Source organism: Bradyrhizobium sp. SOJA106 (assembly GCF_059448745.1).
This window is the reverse complement of sequence record NZ_CM182549.1, coordinates 1,333,390-1,353,206: the sequence shown is the minus strand read 5'-3', so window position 1 is coordinate 1,353,206 and position 19,817 is coordinate 1,333,390. Positions and strand designations below refer to the sequence as shown.

Here is a 19,817-nt window from a genome sequence, read left to right as displayed (position 1 = left end):
CGCTTCCCAGTCAATCGCGAAACCCGCACTCACCCGATATCACAGAAGCGATGCTCCGGCGCGGCATGAGTCTTCCCGGACCACCGCGTAGATGTGGACCAGCGCAAAGGTCACGATCACCCACAGGCCGAGATGATGCCAGGTATGGACGTCCTGACTGTTCGGCCAAATTGAAAATACCCAGGCGAATAACGTGTACTGCCAACTGTCAGTACCGGCACCTTGCCCATAGAGTGCAAAGCCTGTGACGACCATGAACGTGATCGTCTGCGTAAACATGAAAAACATCGCGAGCTGAGCAAGACGGTTGTGCTCGAGCCACCTCTCGGGCTCAACTGTCAGGAACGCGTACCAGCGAATCTCGTGGTACACCTCGCGCCAAAAGCACCTACGCCAGAGCGGCAACCAAAAGATCTGCATGGCATGCGCGTTTCCGATTAACGCCCAGTAGATCCGCAGAAGAAAGCCGATACTGAGCACATATCCCGCCGAGAAATGAGCAAAGCGGATATAGCCGAACAGGAAATTGTCGCTTGGCTCTCCCGACATCGCGGGTGTACCGGTTCCCATGACATAGCCGGTTAAACTCAGCATCAGAATGGCCCCCGCATTAACCCAATGCCACAGTCGCACCGGCGCGAAGGCGGTGCCAGCGCCGATGCTTCGTTCAGTGGGTTTCGCATCGACGCTGGCAAGGAGCTTCCGGGCTCTATCAAGCATGTCGCTAACGAACACTGACCGAAGCCATTTCCTGGCCGTCAGGACTCATCACGTGGGTCGAGCAAGCCAAGCACGGATCAAAGGAATGGATCGTGCGCAAGATCTCCAGGGGCCGCTGCGGATCGAGCATCGGGGTACCGATCAGGGAGGCTTCAAAGGCGCCAATATTGCCCTTGGGATCGCGAGGAGATCCATTCCACGTCGTCGGCACGACACATTGATAATTGTCGATCTTGGCGTCCTTGATCTTAATCCAGTGCCCAAGCGCGCCGCGCGGGGCCTCACTGAACCCGTAGCCCTTGGCCTCCTTCTGCCAGCTTTCCGGCTTCCACTTGGTGACATCAGCAGTTGCCGTATTGCCTGCCTTGATGTTGATTACCAGCTTATCCTGGAAATAACGCATCTGATGCGCCGCCCATTGGCATTCGAGCGCCCGCGCCGCAGTACGGCCAAGCGTCGAGAACAGCGCAGTCAGGGGAAGATTGAGCCCCTTGAGTAGTCTCTCGGCCGGCTCCTTGAACTCGGCTTTGCCTTGCGCATAACCGATGATGTATCGCGCCAACGGCCCGACCTCCACTGCGTGGCCGCGCCAGCGCGGCGCTTTGATCCAGGAATACTTGCCGCCTTCGTCGAGTTCCTCGATATCCGTCTTGCTGCCTTTGAGTTTTGGCCCAAGTTCAAAACGCGGCTCGGTGATACCGTCCCAGGGATGCAGTCCACAGCAATCGTTGGGGTATTTATACCATGAATGCGCGACGAATTCCTGGATCTGCTCGGGATCACCATGGTCGATCGGCAGGATCTCCTTGAGATCGCCACCAAGTATGACCCCGCGCGGCAGCTTGAAACTTTTGGCGGAATAGTCATTTGCGTTTTCGGGGATGTCGCCATAGGACATCACGCTCTTGCTCGAAAGTCCGCCGCCATGGAGCCAGTCCCTATAGAACGAGCAGATCGCGGCAATGTCGGGCAGGTAGACCTGCTCGACAAACTCGATCGAACGGTCGATGATCGAGGCCACGATGTTCAGTCGCTCTATATTGATCGCACCCACCGCACCAGGTCCCTCGGTGTTGATCGCGCAGGGCACGCCGCCGACCAGCCAGTTCGGATGCGGGTTCTTACCACCATAGATAGCTTGGATCTTGACGATCTCCTTCTGGAAGTCCAGCGCTTCCAGATAATGCGCTACAGCCATCAGGTTCGCTTCCGGTGGCAGCTTGTAGGCCGGATGCCCCCAATAGCCATTCTTGAACGGACCGAGTTGCCCTGATCCGAAGAATTTGGTGAGCCGGATCTGCAAATCCTTAAAATAGCCAGGGGACGACAGCGGCCAGGGCGAGATAGACTGCGCGAGCGCCGAGGTCGACTTGGGATCGGCCTTGAGCGCGGAGACCACGTCGACCCAATCCAGCGCGTGCAGATGATAGAAATGTACGAGGTGATCATGCACGAGCACGCACAGCTGCATGATGTTGCGGATCGAATTGGCATTCTTCGGAATCGCAATTCCTAGTGCATTTTCAACTGCGCGCACGGAGGTGAGCGCATGGGCGCCGGTGCAGACCCCGCAAATCCGCTCGGTGAACGCCCAGGCGTCGCGAGGATCGCGCCCGCGCAGGATGACTTCGATGCCCCGCCACATCGTTCCGCTCGAGACCGCATTGCGGATCACATTCTCGGAATCGAGATTGGCTTCGACACGCAGGTGGCCTTCGATCCGCGTCAGCGGATCGATGACGATTCGCCTGCCTGAACGATCAACATTGAACCCATTCGGTGTCTGGACGGCCACCGTCGTCCCCTCCTCAACTCGGTTTGCTTTTGTGGGCTGCGGGATCCGACTTGTGGGTCAACCGCTTCACGGCGGTGACCGCCGCATGGGCAGCGACGGTTAGCCCAACTACGCCGGCAGCGGCCATGCCGATCTGGTCGGCGTTCTCCTCGATCCCGAACTGCTTGATGGTTGTGAGTCGGTCGTAAAATGACCCCTTATCCCAGAAGCCGTCTTCGGAGCAGCCAAAACAGCCGTGGCCGGATTGAATCGGAAATGAAACGCCGCCGTTCCACCGAAGGGCCGAACAGGCATTGTAGGTGGTTGGCCCCTTGCAGCCCATCTTGTACAGGCAATAGCCCTTGCGTGCGTACTTATCGTCCCATTCTTCGACGAATTGGCCAGCGTCGAAGTGGGAACGCCGATAGCACTTGTCGTGAATGCGCTCGGAATAGAACATACTTGGACGCCCTTGGCGATCGAGCTCCGGAAGCTTTCCGAACGTGGTGATGAAAGTCACGAGGCCGGTCATGACCTCTGCGATAGGCGGGCACCCGGGCACCTTGATGATCGGCTTGTTGGTGATCACCTTATCGATCGGCGCCGCGCCAGTCGGATTGGGCTTGGCCGCTTGCACGCATCCCCAAGACGCACACGTGCCCCAAGCGATGATCGCCATGGACTCTTCCGCCATGGACCTGAGCTTTTCAACGAACGGCTTGCCGCCGTCAATGCAGAACATGCCACCCTCGTTCAGCGGTGGATTGCCTTCGACGGCGAGCACATACCTGCCTTTGTACTTTGCACGAGTTTCCTCCAAGATGGCTTCGGCCTGATGTCCCGCCGCCGCCATGATCGTATCGTCATAGTCGAGCGAAATCATCGACAGCAGCGCGTCCTTAATCAAGGGATGGGCCGAGCGGATAAAGCTTTCCGAGCAGCAGGTACACTCGAGCCCGTGCAGCCAAATGACTGGCAAACGCGGCTTGGTCTCCAGGGCGTTAGCAATACTGCTTGCGGCGAGTGGACCAAGTCCCAAGCTCGCGGCAGTCAAACTGCAGAATTTGTGGAAACTACGACGTGTCATACCCTGACGTCTGATCACGCTGTAGAACGTTTCCGTTGCACCACCCATGAAGCGTTCCATGTGAGTTGTCGTCGGTCGTAACGAATTACTGACGTTCAGCAAGAAACAAGCCATCGAAGGGAAACCCTTAACAGATACCATGTCACCGCTTCGGGATTTGCGGACTGTCGAAAGCAGCCAGCGAGCCACAAGCGGCGCGATTGATCTGTCATGCCAATGGTGTCCGGTTTTGGACGTCCATGTGAGCACTTCAACACGGCATCGCGATGTTTTACCACTGCACGGCGATTACGTCTTGCTCGCGTTTGCACGACCGCGACACTCGCGCGTCATGCTGGTTGTTCAATGGAATTGGTGTCAGTTGACGGGCCCGAACTGCCTCCAGTGCTAATCAGACTTGCCGATTGCTGACCAAGGGCGTTAATCCGCTCATAGTCGCAACTGCGCAAGCAGCCCGTACCAAAGGGGCTCTCGAGCGACGAAGGTAAGCCGCGGCGCGAACACCGCCCTCGCTTTTTAGGTCTGATCGATCCAATCTGCCTGTGATTCAAAGCGCCTCGCCGCACGGCATCGCCGCAGGATCGTAAGCGAGAGCTTGGGCTTTCAGAGCCATCACAGGAGCGCTCGTCCCGCGAGCCGATCGATAGCAATTCGCGATCGTCTTGGCTTATCGCGACACCAAACCCGCCTGCAAGAGCTTCTTCGCGATAGCGGAGGCGATCCCGTTGTTGAAGCAATGGCGTGATCCGCGCTAACGCTGATAGCAGGTAACGGCGCCGACTTCAGTCGACATCGATGCGCAGTAGCAGCACTGTCTGCCGACCCCTGAAAACGATCGGCCGAGCCTTTCGGCCTAAAGCGGATTATCGGATTATTGCAGCATAGACGATATATTGAACTTGTTCGCGGTAATACTTCCGGATTTCTCCGGGCGCTGCCGTTCCAACGACCACGACGAGACGCTCCTTTGGGTCGCAGAAAAATTGTGTCCCGTAGGCGCCAGTCCAAGTGAACTCACCTGGATTGCCCGGAACCGCCGAGAGACCCTCGTTTATGCGTACAGCTACTCCGAGCCCGAAGCCGAAGCCGGCACGGTGCGCCTCCACATTGGCGACCTTATTTTTGATCTCTGTCCCGAGGTGGTCGGAAATCATGTGGCGCACCGTCTTCGGACCGAGAATGCGCTGCCCATCCAGCTCCCCGCCGTTGAGCAGCATTTGTCCAAAGCGCACGTAGTCACCGACTGTGGCAAATGCGCAAGCCCCCCCGCAGTCAAACTTAGTCGAACTTTCGAGGAGCTCGATATCTTGTGGCTTTCCCGTAAGCGGGTCGGCTGGAAATGGATGAGCGAGGCGTTCGCGTTGCAATTCAGACAAATGGAAAGTGGCATCCTGCATTTCGATGGGCTTCCACAGGTTTCTGGCAAGATAGTCGCCCAATCGCTGTTCGCTGACCTGTTCCACGACAGCTCCCAGCACATCGATCGAGAAGCCGTATTCGAATTCCGTCCCCGGTTGGTGCGCTAGCGGCAGCTTAGTAATGGCTTCGATGAACGCCTGCTTATCGCCCCTTAGTGGCGGAGCGGCGAAATCGGGATAGAGACGCGCCACTTGGTCTGAGCTTTCGGGAGGCGCGCCATAGGTGAGCCCGGATGTGTGGCGATAGAGGTCGTGAATGTAGATCGGAGAACTCTGCGTTTGAAATTCCAATGAGCCGTCATGCTGTGGCACCCCCACCTTCATGTTTGCGAATTCCGGGTAGTAATCCGTAAGCCTGGCCCGTAGAGGCAGGCGACCTTGCTCCATGAGGATAAGTCCCGCAACGGCCACCATCGGTTTGGTCATAGACGCAAGCGCGAACATCGCGTCGAGCCGCATCGACTTTCCTTTTGCAGGATCGAGTTGCCCGTATGCCTTGTAGTGAATCAGCTTGCCGTCCCTGGCGACTGCAACCACCGCACCCGGCACGCGTTTACTAGCGATTTCGCGAGCGAAGAACTCGTCGAGCTTGGCGAGGCGCTGCTGAGAAACGCCGACGTCATGGGCCGCCGCTTCGGGCAGAGGCGCGGAGTGCACTGAATTGAAGCCGATCCCAGCAGCCGCCGCGGCGATAATAAGCTTGTTCATTGTAACCTCGCAAGGATTGATGCATCCGGCTTGCAATACTGTTGCTCGGTCGTGATCGGATATGTCCAGCCGGCTAACCTAAGAGGGTTCGGCGCCTCTCCTGGCACAGTGTCTGTCGATTAGGGCTAAGGTGACGATTGCCGCAAAGGCGAACATCACCATACCGCCGGCAACCACACTCGCCTCGCGCCAGCGCGACGCTTGAACGAAGTCTACGACGTAGGCTGACAAAACCTTGGTACGCCCAGGAATGTTGCCGCCGATCATCATCACGACGCCGAATGTGCCGATCGTATGAGAAAAGCCGACCACGGCGGCTCTAACAAACTCCAATCGTGCCAGCGGCCCCCTGGCGGTAATGAAGCCGTACAACGACGAAACGCGCCCCGTAGTTTCCAACCCGTGGTCTCCTATCGCAGCAAAGGCGTTACGGATCGGCTGCACCACCAACGGCAGCGCCGATAGGACCGAGCCGATCACGATTCCTGCGAAGGTAAAAGCGAGCGTGCGCTCGCCCCACAAAGAGGCGAGAACGCCACCCGGTCCGTTTGGGCCGAGCAACACGAGTACGCAAAAGCCGAGAGCCGTCGGCGGTAGCACTAGCGGCAGCGCGATCATCGTCGCCACCGCCTCGCTCAAAAGACTCTTTGAGCGCGCTAGCCACCAAGCGAGGGGCACACCAATCACGAGGAGGATCACGGTCGTTACGCTGGCTAGCTCAATCGTGAGCGCAACGGATTGCGCAATCTCTGCCGAAAAGACATCCATGTGCGTCAGCCAAAAAGTGAAAAGCAGGTCGCCTTACGGGCCCAGTGATCGCCTGCACGTCCAGCTCGCCCAGGTATGTGGTGCGGATCGCCTTTTAGTCGCGCCGCACTTCATGGCGGCCGCCACATTCACGCGCATCGTTTACAGCGTCGCAAGTCTCATCGGCACTCCTGTGACAGGGCCGCTCCATCCATCTGACAGCGGCGCCTCCTCGTTTGAAATCAGCAATTCCCGTGCCGCGTGCGAACTGCGCGGCGCGATATGCGCAACATGGGAGAAATTCGCATAGACGTCGATGTCGCTGTGGCGTGGACCTAACGCTATGTCAGATTTCTGGCATCTCTGTTCCCGAGCAGACAGCGACGGCTGCGCAACGGAACGGGAGAATTTGACGCTGCCAAAGATGCCTATGTGGTTTGTCGGCGACTCAAACGCCGCTCTCGCCGGGCCGGCAGTGGAGGGGATCGCAGGAAGCCTGCCCCCTTGGAAGCAACGCGAACGAACTAGCTGAGTAATCATCGTGATGCTGCTTCTGCGACGTTGCAAAAGGCGCTGAGAGGCCGAGAGCGAAGGCCGCTTCTCGATCAACCTGCCTAATGCGCATCGTTAGCACAGGCCTGGAGGCAAATGCCCCGTGCACGAACGAGCTTTGCCGCTAGCGATAAGGCAGTGCATCGATTCAAGATCATTGCCGCGCAATCGAGCTCCTAAACCAGGCTTCCATCGCGTGGATGATTACAATCCAAACTATCAATTTTACCAATGTCATCTACTGTTGCATCCATCAGCAGTTGTCGCATATCGATCACGCTCGGATTTCCATCCCGAGAAGGGACTTCGCTAATGCGCTCAGCCGACCAAGTTACGCGTCTGGCTACAACTTTTTGTTCGACCTTGCGAACGCGAGCCGAGCAATCAAACCGATACCGCACGGAGACAGACGGTTTGGTCGAGACTGCTTAATCGGGCGCACTTTGGCCAACTGGTGCATATCTTGCTTAACGAGAAAGGATAACGCAACTAAACGCCTGCCTTTGGAACGACGCACCGGCTCTCGGAACCGTCTTCATCGGACACGGCTAAAATGATGAGTCTCGTATGACGCTGTCGTCTCTCAATGACGCGGTGGCTCGCATGCGAGTATATTCGGGAAGGAAGCGTCATGACCACCATAGCAACCGCGGTGCCCGCACGCGCGTCGCAAGCTTGGTATAAGATTCTCTACGTGCAGGTGCTGATCGCGATCTTGATTGGCGCCATGGTCGGCTGCCTATGGCCGTCTGTCGCGACCAACGACTGGGTCAAGGCGCTCGGTGACGGGTTTATCAAGCTCATCAAGATGGTGATCGCGCCGATTATTTTCTGCACCGTCACATCTGGTATTGCGCATATTCAGGATGCGAAGAAAGTCGGGCGCGTCGGCGTCAAGGCGCTGGTCTATTTCGAGATCGTCTCCAGCTTTGCCTTGGTGTTGGGCCTTCTTATGGGCAACCTGGTTCAAATCGGTCATGGCCTTGCGGTCAAGCCCGATGCTGGCGCGGTCGCCGATTACGTCAAGCAGGCGGAAGCGTCGAAGACCGTCGATTTCTTTCTCAACATCATTCCCGAAACCGTGGTCGGCGCCTTCGCCCGCGGCGATGTTCTGCAGGTTCTCCTGTTCGCGATCCTATTCGGCTTTTCACTGATGGCGTTGGGAAACCGTGGGGAGCGACTGCGAGGCATGATTGACGACGTCGCGCACGCGGTGTTCGGCGTGATCGCTATTATCATGAAAGCGGCTCCGATCGGCGCCTTCGCGGCCATGGCCTTCACTATCGGCAAGTTCGGGCCGGCAGCACTCGGCAATTTGATCGGTCTGATCGCGCTGTTTTACGCGACGGCGGCGTTATTTGTTGTGGTGGTGCTCGGTTTGATCGCGCGCCTCGTCGGCTTTTCAATCTTCAAGTTCATTGTCTATATCAAGGACGAGATTCTGATCGTGCTCGGCACATCGTCCTCTGAAAGCGCGCTGCCGCAATTAATGGAGAAGCTCGAACGGCTGGGCTGCTCCAAGCCTGTGGTCGGCCTGGTGGTGCCAACTGGCTACTCCTTCAATCTCGACGGCACCAATATCTATATGACACTTGCAACATTGTTCATTGCGCAGGCACTCGGGGTCGATCTCACCTTTGGCCAGCAGCTCACGATCCTGCTCGTGGCAATGCTAACGTCGAAGGGAGCAAGCGGCGTCACCGGCGCGGGCTTCATCACGCTCGCTGCGACGTTGTCGGTGGTCAATCCAGCGCTGGTGCCAGGCATGGCAATCGTATTTTCGATCGACAAGTTCATGAGCGAGGTGCGCGCCCTTACTAACATCACCGGCAATGGCATCGCCGCCGTGTTCGTATCCTGGTGGGAGGACGAGCTCGAGCACGCGACGCTGCAAGCTCGGCTCAACCAGCCCAACGTGTCCACCACTATTGACACACGATGAGATAGGTCCCGGATCCTAACCGCCGCCATTCAAAGACGCGTCGAAGGCAAGCGCAGCAATATTTCTCGTAGTTCGAATCGACAAAGTCGATTTGACAGTAGCCGGAACTATCTCGCGCGATCTCCAGTGCGCAGCCCCTGCCTGCGCCGCCCCCGGGCGGCTGCCCTAAAAAAGATGCCAGCCGAGCAAAAGAGTAGGAGCTTTTTTATAGTCATTTTTAAGCGCGTCTTTCCCCGTCAAGCTCCCGGCCATCTGAACGCTTCTGCGGCATTTTGCGCTGCCAGATAACAGGACTGCGACAGAATGTGTCCAGCCTGACGGCTCTAGACGTTGCTCCGGACAATCGCCATGTGCGCGGTCACTGCGCTTGCCTCGTCAGACCAATGACGTGGTCGCGATCGTGCTGACGCAACTCGTCGTCCCTTGTTACGGTCCGCGCTGCCGCCTCAGATCGTGACGGGTGTGATGAGCGCGGATAAGATGGCACCTCGACAGAGCCGTGGCAGCTCGTGCACGGCTAGTGTCGGTTCGGCGTCGCTGCGCGCGCTCGTTTCGGCTAACCACTCGGAGACAAGTGCTTCGCACCTAGGCGTGATGGCGCTAGCGCATACAAAGCAGTCGCGAAACTTCGCCTCGTATCTCGGCACATGACCATTGCGCTTTCTTCCGCATGACCGATCGTACCAGCGAGATGAGTGGACCGGCAGCTTGTCAGTGTTTCTTTCCGGTTCGGCGAGGTGCGCCTGATTGTTCCGGCTCAACGTCTTGACTGAACTGCAGCCGCTATCCTCGTGGCTGGCGTGAGGGAGTTATCCGCGGCTGCAGCCTCGAGCGCCTGGCCACAATTATCGGCAGCGCACGAAAGTAGACATCTAATCTTCGATTGCAGGCGTCAGTGCGCCATATTGAAAGGTTTAGGACAACTATACGTATGTCTGTGATGCATTTTTTTCCCGGGCGTGCTCAGTTCAGCACCAACAAACGATCTCGGAAGCGCTCGGCAGCGGGTGCTGGTGCCGGATATTGCCCTATTTTTGCCTAAAATGTTATAGCTCTCCCGCCGGAGAACAGGCCGGACGGTATCAAAATGCGTAGCCAGATCAGCAGTTTGGAACGTTCAGCCCCTCAGTTTACCTTCGGCAGCTTAACGCTGGCCGTGGTAACACTGGTTTGCTTATACCTTCACGCGCATTTCGCCGCGACGGCGTTCGCCTATTTGTTAGTGGTATTGCTGTTTTCGTTGATGGGCAGCTTCATCGCGTCGTCCGCACTTTGCATCGTAGCCATCGCTGCTCTCGCTTACTACTTTGCGCCGCCGGCGTTCAGCCTGCGAATTGATGACCCCCAAGATCTACCGGTGGTTGTTGCATTCTTTATTGCCTCGATTGTGGGAGCGCACCTGATCGGAAAGCTCCGCCAGGAAAGAGAGGCTGCGCGTGTGGTTGCGGCCAAGCTTCAGCGGAGTGCGGCCGATTTGGAGGATCGCGAGAAACGGTGGCGCGCCATCTTCGAGCACAATCCGGCCATGTACTTCATGGTCGATGAAGCTGGCACTGTCCTCAACGTCAATACGCTCGGCGCGACACAACTCGGCTATGCTCGTGCTGAACTGATCGGTCGATCCGTGCTGGACGTATTCCTCGAAGAGGATCGCGCGTTCGTTCGCGAATGCGTTCGGACGTGCCTGGCGGATATCGGACAAACGCGCACGTGGGACGTCCAGAAAGTCAGGAAGGGCGGCTCGGTGTTGTGGGTACGTGAAAACGCCAAAGCCATGCTCTGGGGCGATGAGCAGCCCATTGTCCTTATCGCCTGCGAAGATATCACGGAACGAAGGCGGACCGAACTTGCTCTGCAGCGGAGCGAAGCACATTTGGCCCAGGCGCAGGAGTTGAGCCACACAGGCAGCTTCAGCTGGAACCCCACTACGGGCGAGGCCTTCTGGTCCAAGGAAACGTTTCGGATTTTCCAATTAGATCCTGACACGGTGCCGCCGGGGCCGCAGCTCGTCGTTGAGCGCACTCATCCAGATGATAGGGCTTCGGTTAAAGAAATTATCGATCGCGCGATGCGAGACCCGAGCGATTTCGAGCACGAATACCGGCTTCTACTACCGGACGGCTCGGTAAAGCACATCCATGCGCAGGCACGAGCGACGAGAACAGCCTCCGGGGACATCGAGTTTGTTGGGGCAGCTACGGATATTACGGCGGCGAGGCGAGCAGAACAGCAACTGCGCCGCAGCGAGGCCTATCTGGCCGAGGCCCAGCATCTCAGTCACACAGGCAGCTGGTCCTGGGACGTCTACGGTCTAGATTTCATATATCGCTCCGCCGAGGTCGATCGCCTGTTTGGCTTTAGCCCACAAGAGCCGGTATCGATCGAGACCATTCGATCGCGCATCCATCCGGAGGACTTGCCGCGGCTACAGGAGGTGCAGCGCCAGGCGATTGAACACAAGGAGGGGCGGTTCGAATATAATTTTCGTATCCTTCTACCAGATGGCGGGATAAGACGCATACACTCCGTTGCGCACGTGGTGATCGGCAGCGATGGTAACGTCAGCGAGCTGATCGGAACACATATGGATGTGACCGAGCAACACGCAGCTAGGGAACGCCTGGAAAACACACTTGCCGCGCTGCGCGAGAGCGAACAGCGCTTTCGCGACTACGCCGAAACAGCTTCCGACTGGCTCTGGGAGACCGGGCCGGATCATCAGGTCACTCGCTTGTCCGAGCACACCAGCGCTGCGGGAATTTTGGCGACAGGATTGATGGGCCTGCTTCGCTGGGACATTGCGTGCGACGTCGAAGAGGAACCCGAGAAGTGGCGGCAGCATCGGGCGACGTTGGAGGCCCATCTTCCGTTTCGGGATCTCGTCTACCGCACCGTGAATCGGACAGGTTCTCCGATCTATGTCCGCACGAGTGGCAAGCCTTTTTTCGATGGAAAGGGCAAGTTTCTCGGCTACCGTGGCGTCAGCACCGACATCACCGCTACCATTCGCGCCGATCAAGCCGAACAAGAACTACGAAAGGCGCAGTCGGAGCTTGCGCATGTGACGCGTGTAACGACTTTAGGAGAGCTGACAACCTCCATCGCCCACGAAATAAACCAGCCACTCGCCGCTATTATCAGCAACGCGGATGCGTGCCTCGGTTGGATGGGCCGGGAAGCGCCTGATCTTTCCGCCGCGCGCTCTTCGGTGGAGTGGATCATCGAAGACGCAATCCGGGCAAGCGAGGTGATCCGTCGTATTCGCGCGCTCGCGAAGAAAGGCGAGATTGAGATGGTGCCGCTCGATATCAATGAGGTCGTTAAGGACATCATTGCGCTGGTAACACGAGAGCTGGTGAGCCACCGAGTGACATTACGAACCGAGTTGACGGAAGGACTACCTAGGATCCTCGGCGATCGGATTCAGCTTCAACAGGTGATCATCAATCTGGTGATGAACGGAATCGAAGCCATGGACGCAGTTACAGACAGGAAGCGCGAACTGCTGATTCAATCATCGAAGGACGATGTGGGGCACGTCCACCTTGCCGTGACCGATTGCGGCGTCGGCATCGCCGAGAACGACGCGGACCGCGTCTTGGATCCCTTCTTCACCACCAAATCGACTGGCCTTGGAATGGGTCTTTCGATCTGCCGGTCGATCGTGGAAGCTCATGGAGGACGATTGTCAATGGTCCACAAAAATGGACCGGGCGCGACGTTCCAGTTTGCCTTGCCGCTGCATAAGGAGGCCGTCTCGTGACAGCACGATTTGACGCGCCAGATGAAGGCAGCAATCCCGAGGCCTCGACGAAGGCGACCGTCTTCGTCGTCGAGGATGATATCTCAATGCGTCGCTCGCTTACCAATCTTTTTAAATCGGTAGGGTTAGACGTCATTGCATTCGGATCCGCCCGCGAAATGCTGCAGAGCACAATTCCGGACGTTATTAGCTGTCTAGTTCTTGATGTCCGGCTGCCAGGCTTGAGCGGGCTTGACTACCAGACTGAGCTAGCGAGGTTGAACATACATATTCCGATCATTTTCATTACCGGCCATGGCGACATTCCAATGACCGTCAGAGCCATGAAGGAAGGAGCCGTCGATTTTCTCAGCAAACCGTTTCGCGATCAGGAACTGCTTGATGCCGTTGTTGCGGCGACCGAACGCGATCGCAAAAGACGGGAGGCTCAGCAGACGGTCGCGAACCTGCAGTCTTTATTTGAGAACTTAAGCCCCCGGGAGCAGGGGGTGATGAAACTGGTCGCTGCCGGCCTGATGAACAAGCAGGTCGCCGCCGAGCTTGGGCTCGCCGAGATTACGGTCAAGATCTACCGCGGAAAAGTAATGAAAAAGATGCGTGCACGCTCGCTGGCCGAGTTGATCAGAATGACTGAGACGCTGGGAATTGGCGCTAATCGTCCTGAACAAACCCAAGTATGATTTTACAACTTCATCGGTCGAGCCCACTTTTCGCCGAAAGTGGCTAATGCTTGCAGCCGCTATTCCCCCTTCAGGAGGGCTCGTCTTGTCCACGCCTTTGATTTCCGTCGTTGACGACGACGCCTCAGTCCGTGCGGCGACAGAGAATCTTTTGAAATCGCGTGGCTACATCGCCCGGATATTTGCGTCGGCCGAGGAACTCCTGAGGTCCCCGCAATTGGACGAGACATCCTGTGTCATTGCCGATGTGCAGATGTCGGCTATGAGCGGCCTGGAGCTGTTGGCAGAGATGCGGACACGTGGGTACGACACACCATTCATTTTCATTACGGCTTTCCCCGACGACCGCGTGCGCGCGTCAGCGCTGGGCGCCGGAGCGATTGGCTTCCTCGCCAAACCCTTTGCCGGCCAAGCGTTAATCCAGTGCCTCGACACCGCACTAAACGCGTATGACGGCGGAGACCGCATCTGATGCAATCAACCTGCGGCTTGAGCGGACCTCCGATCTAAACGCCCCACGCGTCGATCTCGCCACCGATCAACCACTCCGCGGTGAAACACGCTACTTGGGCTAAAACGCGAGCGAGTGGCAAATTAGTCGGCTTGTCCATGTTTTACCGACTATCGCCGGGCGGCTACGTTGGTGCAGAACAACCTCATCGCTGCGAGGGCCGGAAGCGCACGCTAGCTCGATTCATTCTGCAGGTCGACGTTCAACGTAATGCTCACCCAAAGCAATCGACGACCCTAAGCCCTTCTTAACTCGTCTGGATCGAGGCTATATACTCCATTACAGAGTGGAGCTGGCGCGAGAGCGCTCGACAAAGCAAGAGATTGGCTGTCCGCAGCCCGACCGCAGGACGATGATAACGGAGCCTCGCCTGGGAAAACCGTCTTTTAGGTCCTCGACCTTGCGCGGGAATGTGCGCTTAACAATCCATTTGGTGACGCGTAGCAGCTGGGAGGGTCGCGGTGGTGCTATGGTCCAACCGGATTGCGTGATCCGCTGCTACGCGCCGAAGCGACAAACTGGACTGCTAATCCTAAGCGATCGTCACCGGGGCTCGAAGTGCATGCATTGTTGGTCGGCTTCGGCAAGGGGGAGAATGAGTTAGAGAGCCACTTTTGTGCACCGAGCTTCAGGCTGATTTGGCCCTGCAAAGCAGATAGTAGGCTGGGTGACCGAAGAGGCGACTTGGATCTCCCAATTGTGTGTAATTTCCACTTGTTATCGCCCGTTCCGCTCGAACGACAGGAACGTAACGCTCACCCCCTTTGGCGTTGGTCAGTTGACGATGATGACGCAAGCAGGACTTACTCTGCTCATCGAGCTGGATCGGTCTATGATTGAGACCTGTTGATACTGGGATCGTTCTCCTTGAGCTCGCCCACTCCATTAATGGCCTCAATGCTCCAATATAGCACTGCCGCCTCATTCCACGGTCACCGATTTTGCCAGATTACGCGGCTGATCCACGTCCGCGCCCCTTACGAGTGCGGTATGGTAAGCCAAGAGCTGAACCGGAATGGCGTAGACCATCGGCGTAAAGCTTGCGACCATCTCCGGCAGCACAATGGTCATTAGTGTGTCCACCGTCGCTTCCAAAGCACCCTTCGAATCGGTGATCAGGATGATCTTGCCGCCCCGAGCCGCAACTTCTTGCATATTCGAGACGGTCTTCTCGAAGACCTCGTCATACGGCGCGATCACCACCACAGGCACTGCCTCATCTATAAGTGCGATCGGTCCGTGCTTGAGCTCGCCGGCGGCATAACCTTCTGAGTGGATATAGGCAATTTCCTTCAGCTTGAGTGCGCCCTCCAGCGCCAGGGGGGCCGATGTGCCACGACCGAGATAGAGCACGTCCCTTGTGTCGGCGATATAACGCGCGAGCTTCTCGATCTGCGGCTCAATCAACAGCGCCGCAGCAATCAACCGCGGCACTTCGATAAGCGCAAGGACAAGCTTCGATTCATCGATCTCAGACAGTTTGTCGCGCTCTTTGCCTGCTGCTATGGCAAGCGCAGCCAATACCATCAGCTGGCAGATGAATGCCTTGGTGGAGGCGACGCCGATTTCTGGCCCCGCCAGCGTCGGCAGAACGGATTCGCTCTCCCGCGCAATCGTCGACGTCGGGACATTGACCACAGATATCGTGTGCACGCCCTGGTCCTTGGCGTATCGCAACGCAGCTAGCGTGTCAGCGGTTTCGCCCGACTGCGAGATGACGATCGCGAGATCGCCCCGGCGTAATGGCGCCTCCCTGTAGCGGAACTCGGACGCTACATCGATCTCGACAGGCAAGCGCGCGAGCCGCTCGAACCAGTATTTGGCGATGTGCCCGGCATAGCTTGCAGTGCCGCACGCGGTAATTGAGATGCGCTGAATGGATTTAAAGTCGAACGGTAATGTGAGCGGCAGGGCAACGCGCTTGGCCGCCGTGTCGAGATAGTGCGCCAATGTCTTGCCGGCCACTGTCGGCTGTTCGTGGATTTCCTTGGCCATGAAGTGGCGATAATTCGCTTTATCCACAAGGAGTGACGATACGCCAGACTTTGATGTTTCCCGCTCGACGACAGATCCGTCTGCACTATAGATCACGTACATCGTGCGCGTAAGCACGGCCCAGTCGCCGTCTTCAAGATAGGTGATGGTGTCGGTCAAAGGCGCGAGCGCGATCGCGTCCGATCCGAGATACATTTCGCCGTTACCATGTCCGATCGCAAGGGGCGACCCCTTACGCGCGCCGATCAAAAGATCGTCGTGGGCCTTGAAAAGGAATGCCAACGCGAAGGCACCGCGCAGCCGCGGCAGCGAAGCTTGTACCGCATCCTGTGGCGAGTAACCCTCCTTGAGATAAGATTCGACGAGATGCGCCACAACCTCTGTGTCTGTCTCTGAGTTAAAATTGGCTCCATTCCGCTCCAGTTCGGCTCGCAGCTCGCGGAAATTCTCAATGATCCCGTTATGAACGACCGCGACATTTTCCGTCGCATGCGGGTGAGCATTGCTCTCGGTCGGCTTTCCATGAGTCGCCCAGCGGGTATGACCGATTCCCGTGTGTCCCGACGGCGGACAATAGCGCAGCCGCTCCTCAAGGTTTCTCAGCTTACCTTCAGCGCGGCGGCGCTCGATATGGAGACCTTCGAGAGTCGCGAGGCCTGCGGAGTCGTACCCACGATATTCCAATCTCTTGAGCGAGGCGACCAACTGTCCAACGACCGGACCACGCCCCAAAATACCAACAATTCCACACATATCGATCAATGCAGCCCAAGTTTAAGGGGTCAGGAACCCGTCATGAAATTCGATTGCCCGATGGTAACAGGTGTCAAGTTCGGTTTTCGCGGCCGCCTGTATCTCCGCCGCATTCACAAGCGTGAGTTAGATCTCCTTCAGCCATCATCGCTTCGCCCGGCTACATTGCGCTTTTGGCTGCCGATCGAGTACAAACGACGCAGCAGCTCTAGCTTGAATTGTCCCAGTTACTGGAGACGTTTTCCGGCACGGGTTTAGGAGACTTATCATACTTGGACCGAGGCAACTTACGCTCAGCCAAGGTTAAAGGATCGGCGCCGAAGCTCCATTGTACGAAAGTAAGCTCTGGATATCGAAACGTTCGACGATCTATACCAACGTTTTCTACTCTTTCTCACTTTGTTGCGCGTCGACTCTCACCGCCTGCCACGAGTTGGATATTGGCAACGGCACTGATCATGGTCGATGCGTCGACCTACAAGATTGCGTATTCTATTTGGAAGTTAACAACACTTTGTAGACTGCGGCTCTATGAGCAGGCTTTGGCTGTGTGCTGACTTGCGTGCCGTCATTCCGACAAATGCATTGACGAATGCGACCTCAGCTTGTCGATCTCCCGCGCCATGACGAGACCACGCGAAATGAACTCATGCTCCTGAGGATAGATTAGGAGCACAGACTCTCTCTTTTGTCTCATTGCAAATATCGCCACGGGCAAGCGCGCCCGAGCACGCGTAAGGGCGTTTTGCCATCCGTCTCGCCTGCTTAGGAACATCGCGCTGCTAGGGGTACTGGGCTTCATTTTTGAATCTGAATGTGTTGGCATCCTTCAGTCCAAATATAAATGAATGTATATAGTGCGCATTCCTGCATGACGTGTATGACTGGAGCTAACCAACGCTGTCCTTTAATTGCGGGTGAAGCGCGCATGCGCATCTAGATTTTTCGAAAAACGGCTTCGCAATGGTTTTTCTTTGCGGCGCCACTAAGGGAGACCATGGCGGCTCAGGACTCAAAGCGGCGCGTTGCGCTCATTACGGGCGTGACCGGGCAGGACGGCGCATATCTCGCCGAGTATTTGCTCGATCTCGGCTACACCGTGCACGGCATCAAGCGCCGATCGTCCTCGTTCAACACCGCGCGGGTCGATCATCTTTACCGGGATCCGCGTGCCGGCAACGTGCGCTTTCTGATGCACTATGGCGACATGACCGATTCGACCAATTTGATCCGCCTGATGCAGCAGATCCGCCCCACAGAGATCTACAATCTCGCCGCCCAGAGCCACGTCGCCGTCAGTTTCGAGAGCCCGGAATATACCGCCAATGCCGACGCCGTCGGCGTGCTGCGCCTCCTCGAGGCGATCCGCATCCTCGGCATGGAGAAGGAAACGCGGTTCTACCAGGCCTCGACTTCCGAGCTCTATGGCCTCGTGCAGGAGGTCCCCCAGAAGGAGACGACGCCGTTCTATCCGCGCTCGCCTTACGGCGTCGCCAAACTCTACGGCTACTGGATCACGGTGAACTACCGCGAAGCCTACGGCATGTTCGCAAGCAACGGCATCCTGTTCAACCACGAGAGCCCGATCCGCGGCGAGACCTTCGTCACCCGCAAGATCACCCGTGCCGTCGCCCGCATCGAAGTCGGCCTCGAGGATACGCTCTATCTCGGCAATCTCGAAGCCAAGCGCGACTGGGGTCATGCCAGGGACTACGTCGAAGGCATGCACATGATCCTCCAGGCCGACAAGCCTGATGATTTCGTGCTCGCCACCGGCGAGACGCGCTCGGTGCGCGAGATGGTCGAACTGGCTTTCGCCCATGTCGGCCGCCGTATCGCATGGCGCGGGCAGGGCGTCGACGAGACCGGCCTCGACGAGACGAGCGGCAAGACCGTGGTGAGAATCGATCCCACCTATTTCCGCCCGACCGAGGTCGATCTCCTGGTCGGTGACGCCAGCAAGGCACGCCAGGTGCTCGGCTGGAAGCCGAAACGGACGTTTGCAGAGCTCGTCGAGGAGATGGTGGCGAGCGATCTGGCGGACGCAAAACGGGACGCTGGCCGTGGCAAGCACAGCGTTTGAGCTGAAAGGCAAGAGCGTCTATGTGGCCGGCCACCGTGGCATGGTCGGAGCCGCGCTGGTGCGCCGTCTCGAACGGGAGGATGCGAGGCTCGTCACGGTGGATCGCCGCGAGGTCGATCTCTGCAACCAGGCCGCCGTGTTCGACTGGTTCGCCCGCGTGCGGCCGCAGGTGATCTTCCTTGCTGCCGCCAAAGTCGGCGGCATCGTCGCCAACAACACGCTGCGCGCCGAGTTCATCTACGACAACATCGCGATTGCGGCCAACGTGATTCACGCCGCCTACCTGAACGGCGCCGAGAAGCTGATGTTTCTCGGTTCGTCCTGCATCTATCCGAAGCTGGCGGCGCAGCCGCTGCGCGAGGATTCCGTGCTGACCGGCCCGCTGGAGCCGACCAACGAGCCCTATGCGATCGCCAAGCTCGCCGGTATTAAGATGGCGGAGGCCTATCGCAGCCAGTATGGCAGCGACTTCATCAGCGTGATGCCGACCAATCTCTACGGTCCCGGCGACAATTATCATCCCGAGTACAGCCACGTGATTGCCGCCCTGGTCCGCCGCTTCCACCAGGCGAAGCTCGCGGGCTCGAAGAGCGTGGTGGTCTGGGGCACCGGCACGCCGCGCCGCGAATTTCTCTACGTTGACGATCTCGCCGACGCCTGCATCCATCTGATGAAGACCTATTCCTCGCCGGAACTGGTCAATATCGGTACCGGCGAGGACATCAGCATCGCCGAGTTAGCGCTCATGGTCGCGGCCGCCATCGGTTATCGCGGTGAGATCAGATTCGACACGTCGCGCCCTGACGGCACACCGCGCAAGCTGCTCGACGTCGGGCGTCTGTCCGGGCTCGGCTGGCGCGCCACGACCTCGCTTGAGGACGGCATTCAGCTGGCATACCGGGCGTATCGCGCCGACAGCGATGAACGGCACCAAAGTGATCTGCCTGTTCCGCGAATAACCGGCCAAATTCTAGGCATCAATCCGCGGTGAATGTCCAGCCTAGCGGACTTGCCGCTCACGTCCTTCTTTGCTTCGCAGTTGACAAGCGTTCATTGTCACCGGGCTCGGTCGGACGCCAAGAAC

Annotated in this window: 11 protein-coding genes and 1 pseudogene; 6 read left to right on the top strand and 6 right to left on the bottom strand. The window is 57.7% G+C overall.

Features of this window, described 5'->3' with window-relative positions; genetic code table 11:
- Nucleotides 1–10: 10 nt before the first annotated feature.
- The 5 genes and pseudogenes from cybH to AC5V87_RS06255 form a co-directional block, all read right to left on the bottom strand.
- Nucleotides 11–720 (bottom strand): annotated as a pseudogene (cybH, locus tag AC5V87_RS06275) (Ni/Fe-hydrogenase, b-type cytochrome subunit).
- 4 nt (nucleotides 721–724) lie between these two features.
- Entirely contained in the window at nucleotides 725–2,515 is a 1,791-nt protein-coding gene (locus tag AC5V87_RS06270) for a nickel-dependent hydrogenase large subunit (protein WP_495370299.1), read from the bottom strand.
- A gap of 13 nt (nucleotides 2,516–2,528) precedes the next feature.
- The gene (locus tag AC5V87_RS06265) at nucleotides 2,529–3,629 is read right to left on the bottom strand and encodes a hydrogenase small subunit (protein WP_495371836.1); all 1,101 of its coding nucleotides are present in this window, start codon (nucleotides 3,627–3,629) and stop codon (nucleotides 2,529–2,531) included.
- An 815-nt stretch (nucleotides 3,630–4,444) separates the two neighbouring features.
- The gene (locus AC5V87_RS06260) at nucleotides 4,445–5,707 is read right to left on the bottom strand and encodes a serine hydrolase domain-containing protein (RefSeq protein ID WP_495370298.1); all 1,263 of its coding nucleotides are present in this window, start codon (nucleotides 5,705–5,707) and stop codon (nucleotides 4,445–4,447) included.
- A 78-nt stretch (nucleotides 5,708–5,785) separates the two neighbouring features.
- Nucleotides 5,786–6,475 carry a molybdate ABC transporter permease subunit gene (locus AC5V87_RS06255; RefSeq protein WP_495370297.1) on the bottom strand — a complete coding sequence of 230 codons (690 nt, stop codon included), beginning with the start codon at nucleotides 6,473–6,475 and terminating at the stop codon, nucleotides 5,786–5,788.
- Between the two features lie 1,162 nt (nucleotides 6,476–7,637).
- On the opposite strand from AC5V87_RS06255, the gene dctA reads away from it, so the two are divergent.
- The 4 genes from dctA (at nucleotide 7,638) to AC5V87_RS06235 (ending at nucleotide 13,863) form a co-directional block, all read left to right on the top strand.
- Nucleotides 7,638–8,948, top strand: a complete 1,311-nt coding sequence (dctA, locus tag AC5V87_RS06250) for a C4-dicarboxylate transporter DctA (RefSeq protein WP_456840872.1) — start codon at nucleotides 7,638–7,640, stop codon at nucleotides 8,946–8,948.
- Nucleotides 8,949–10,035: 1,087 nt separating this feature from the next.
- Entirely contained in the window at nucleotides 10,036–12,711 is a 2,676-nt protein-coding gene (locus tag AC5V87_RS06245; RefSeq protein WP_495370296.1) for a PAS domain S-box protein, read from the top strand.
- Nucleotides 12,708–13,391 (top strand): response regulator transcription factor, encoded by a 684-nt coding sequence (locus AC5V87_RS06240; RefSeq protein ID WP_495370295.1) that lies wholly within the window; start codon nucleotides 12,708–12,710, stop codon nucleotides 13,389–13,391. The genes AC5V87_RS06245 and AC5V87_RS06240 overlap by 4 nt, the downstream gene beginning before the upstream one ends.
- Before the next feature lie 46 nt (nucleotides 13,392–13,437).
- The gene (locus AC5V87_RS06235) at nucleotides 13,438–13,863 is read left to right on the top strand and encodes a response regulator transcription factor (protein ID WP_495370294.1); all 426 of its coding nucleotides are present in this window, start codon (nucleotides 13,438–13,440) and stop codon (nucleotides 13,861–13,863) included.
- Nucleotides 13,864–14,823: 960 nt separating this feature from the next.
- Here the strand turns inward: AC5V87_RS06235 and glmS are convergent.
- A complete protein-coding gene (gene glmS, locus AC5V87_RS06230; protein WP_495371835.1) occupies nucleotides 14,824–16,650 on the bottom strand; it encodes a glutamine--fructose-6-phosphate transaminase (isomerizing) in 1,827 nt (608 codons plus the stop codon).
- Between the two features lie 997 nt (nucleotides 16,651–17,647).
- On the opposite strand from glmS, the gene gmd reads away from it, so the two are divergent.
- Both gmd and AC5V87_RS06220 read left to right on the top strand, forming a co-directional pair.
- Nucleotides 17,648–18,733: a GDP-mannose 4,6-dehydratase gene (gmd, locus tag AC5V87_RS06225; protein ID WP_495370293.1), complete on the top strand. Its 1,086-nt coding sequence runs from the start codon at nucleotides 17,648–17,650 to the stop codon at nucleotides 18,731–18,733.
- Nucleotides 18,714–19,724, top strand: a complete 1,011-nt coding sequence (locus tag AC5V87_RS06220) for a GDP-L-fucose synthase family protein (RefSeq protein WP_495370292.1) — start codon at nucleotides 18,714–18,716, stop codon at nucleotides 19,722–19,724. Before gmd ends, AC5V87_RS06220 begins: the two co-directional genes overlap by 20 nt.
- Nucleotides 19,725–19,817: the final 93 nt, after the last annotated feature.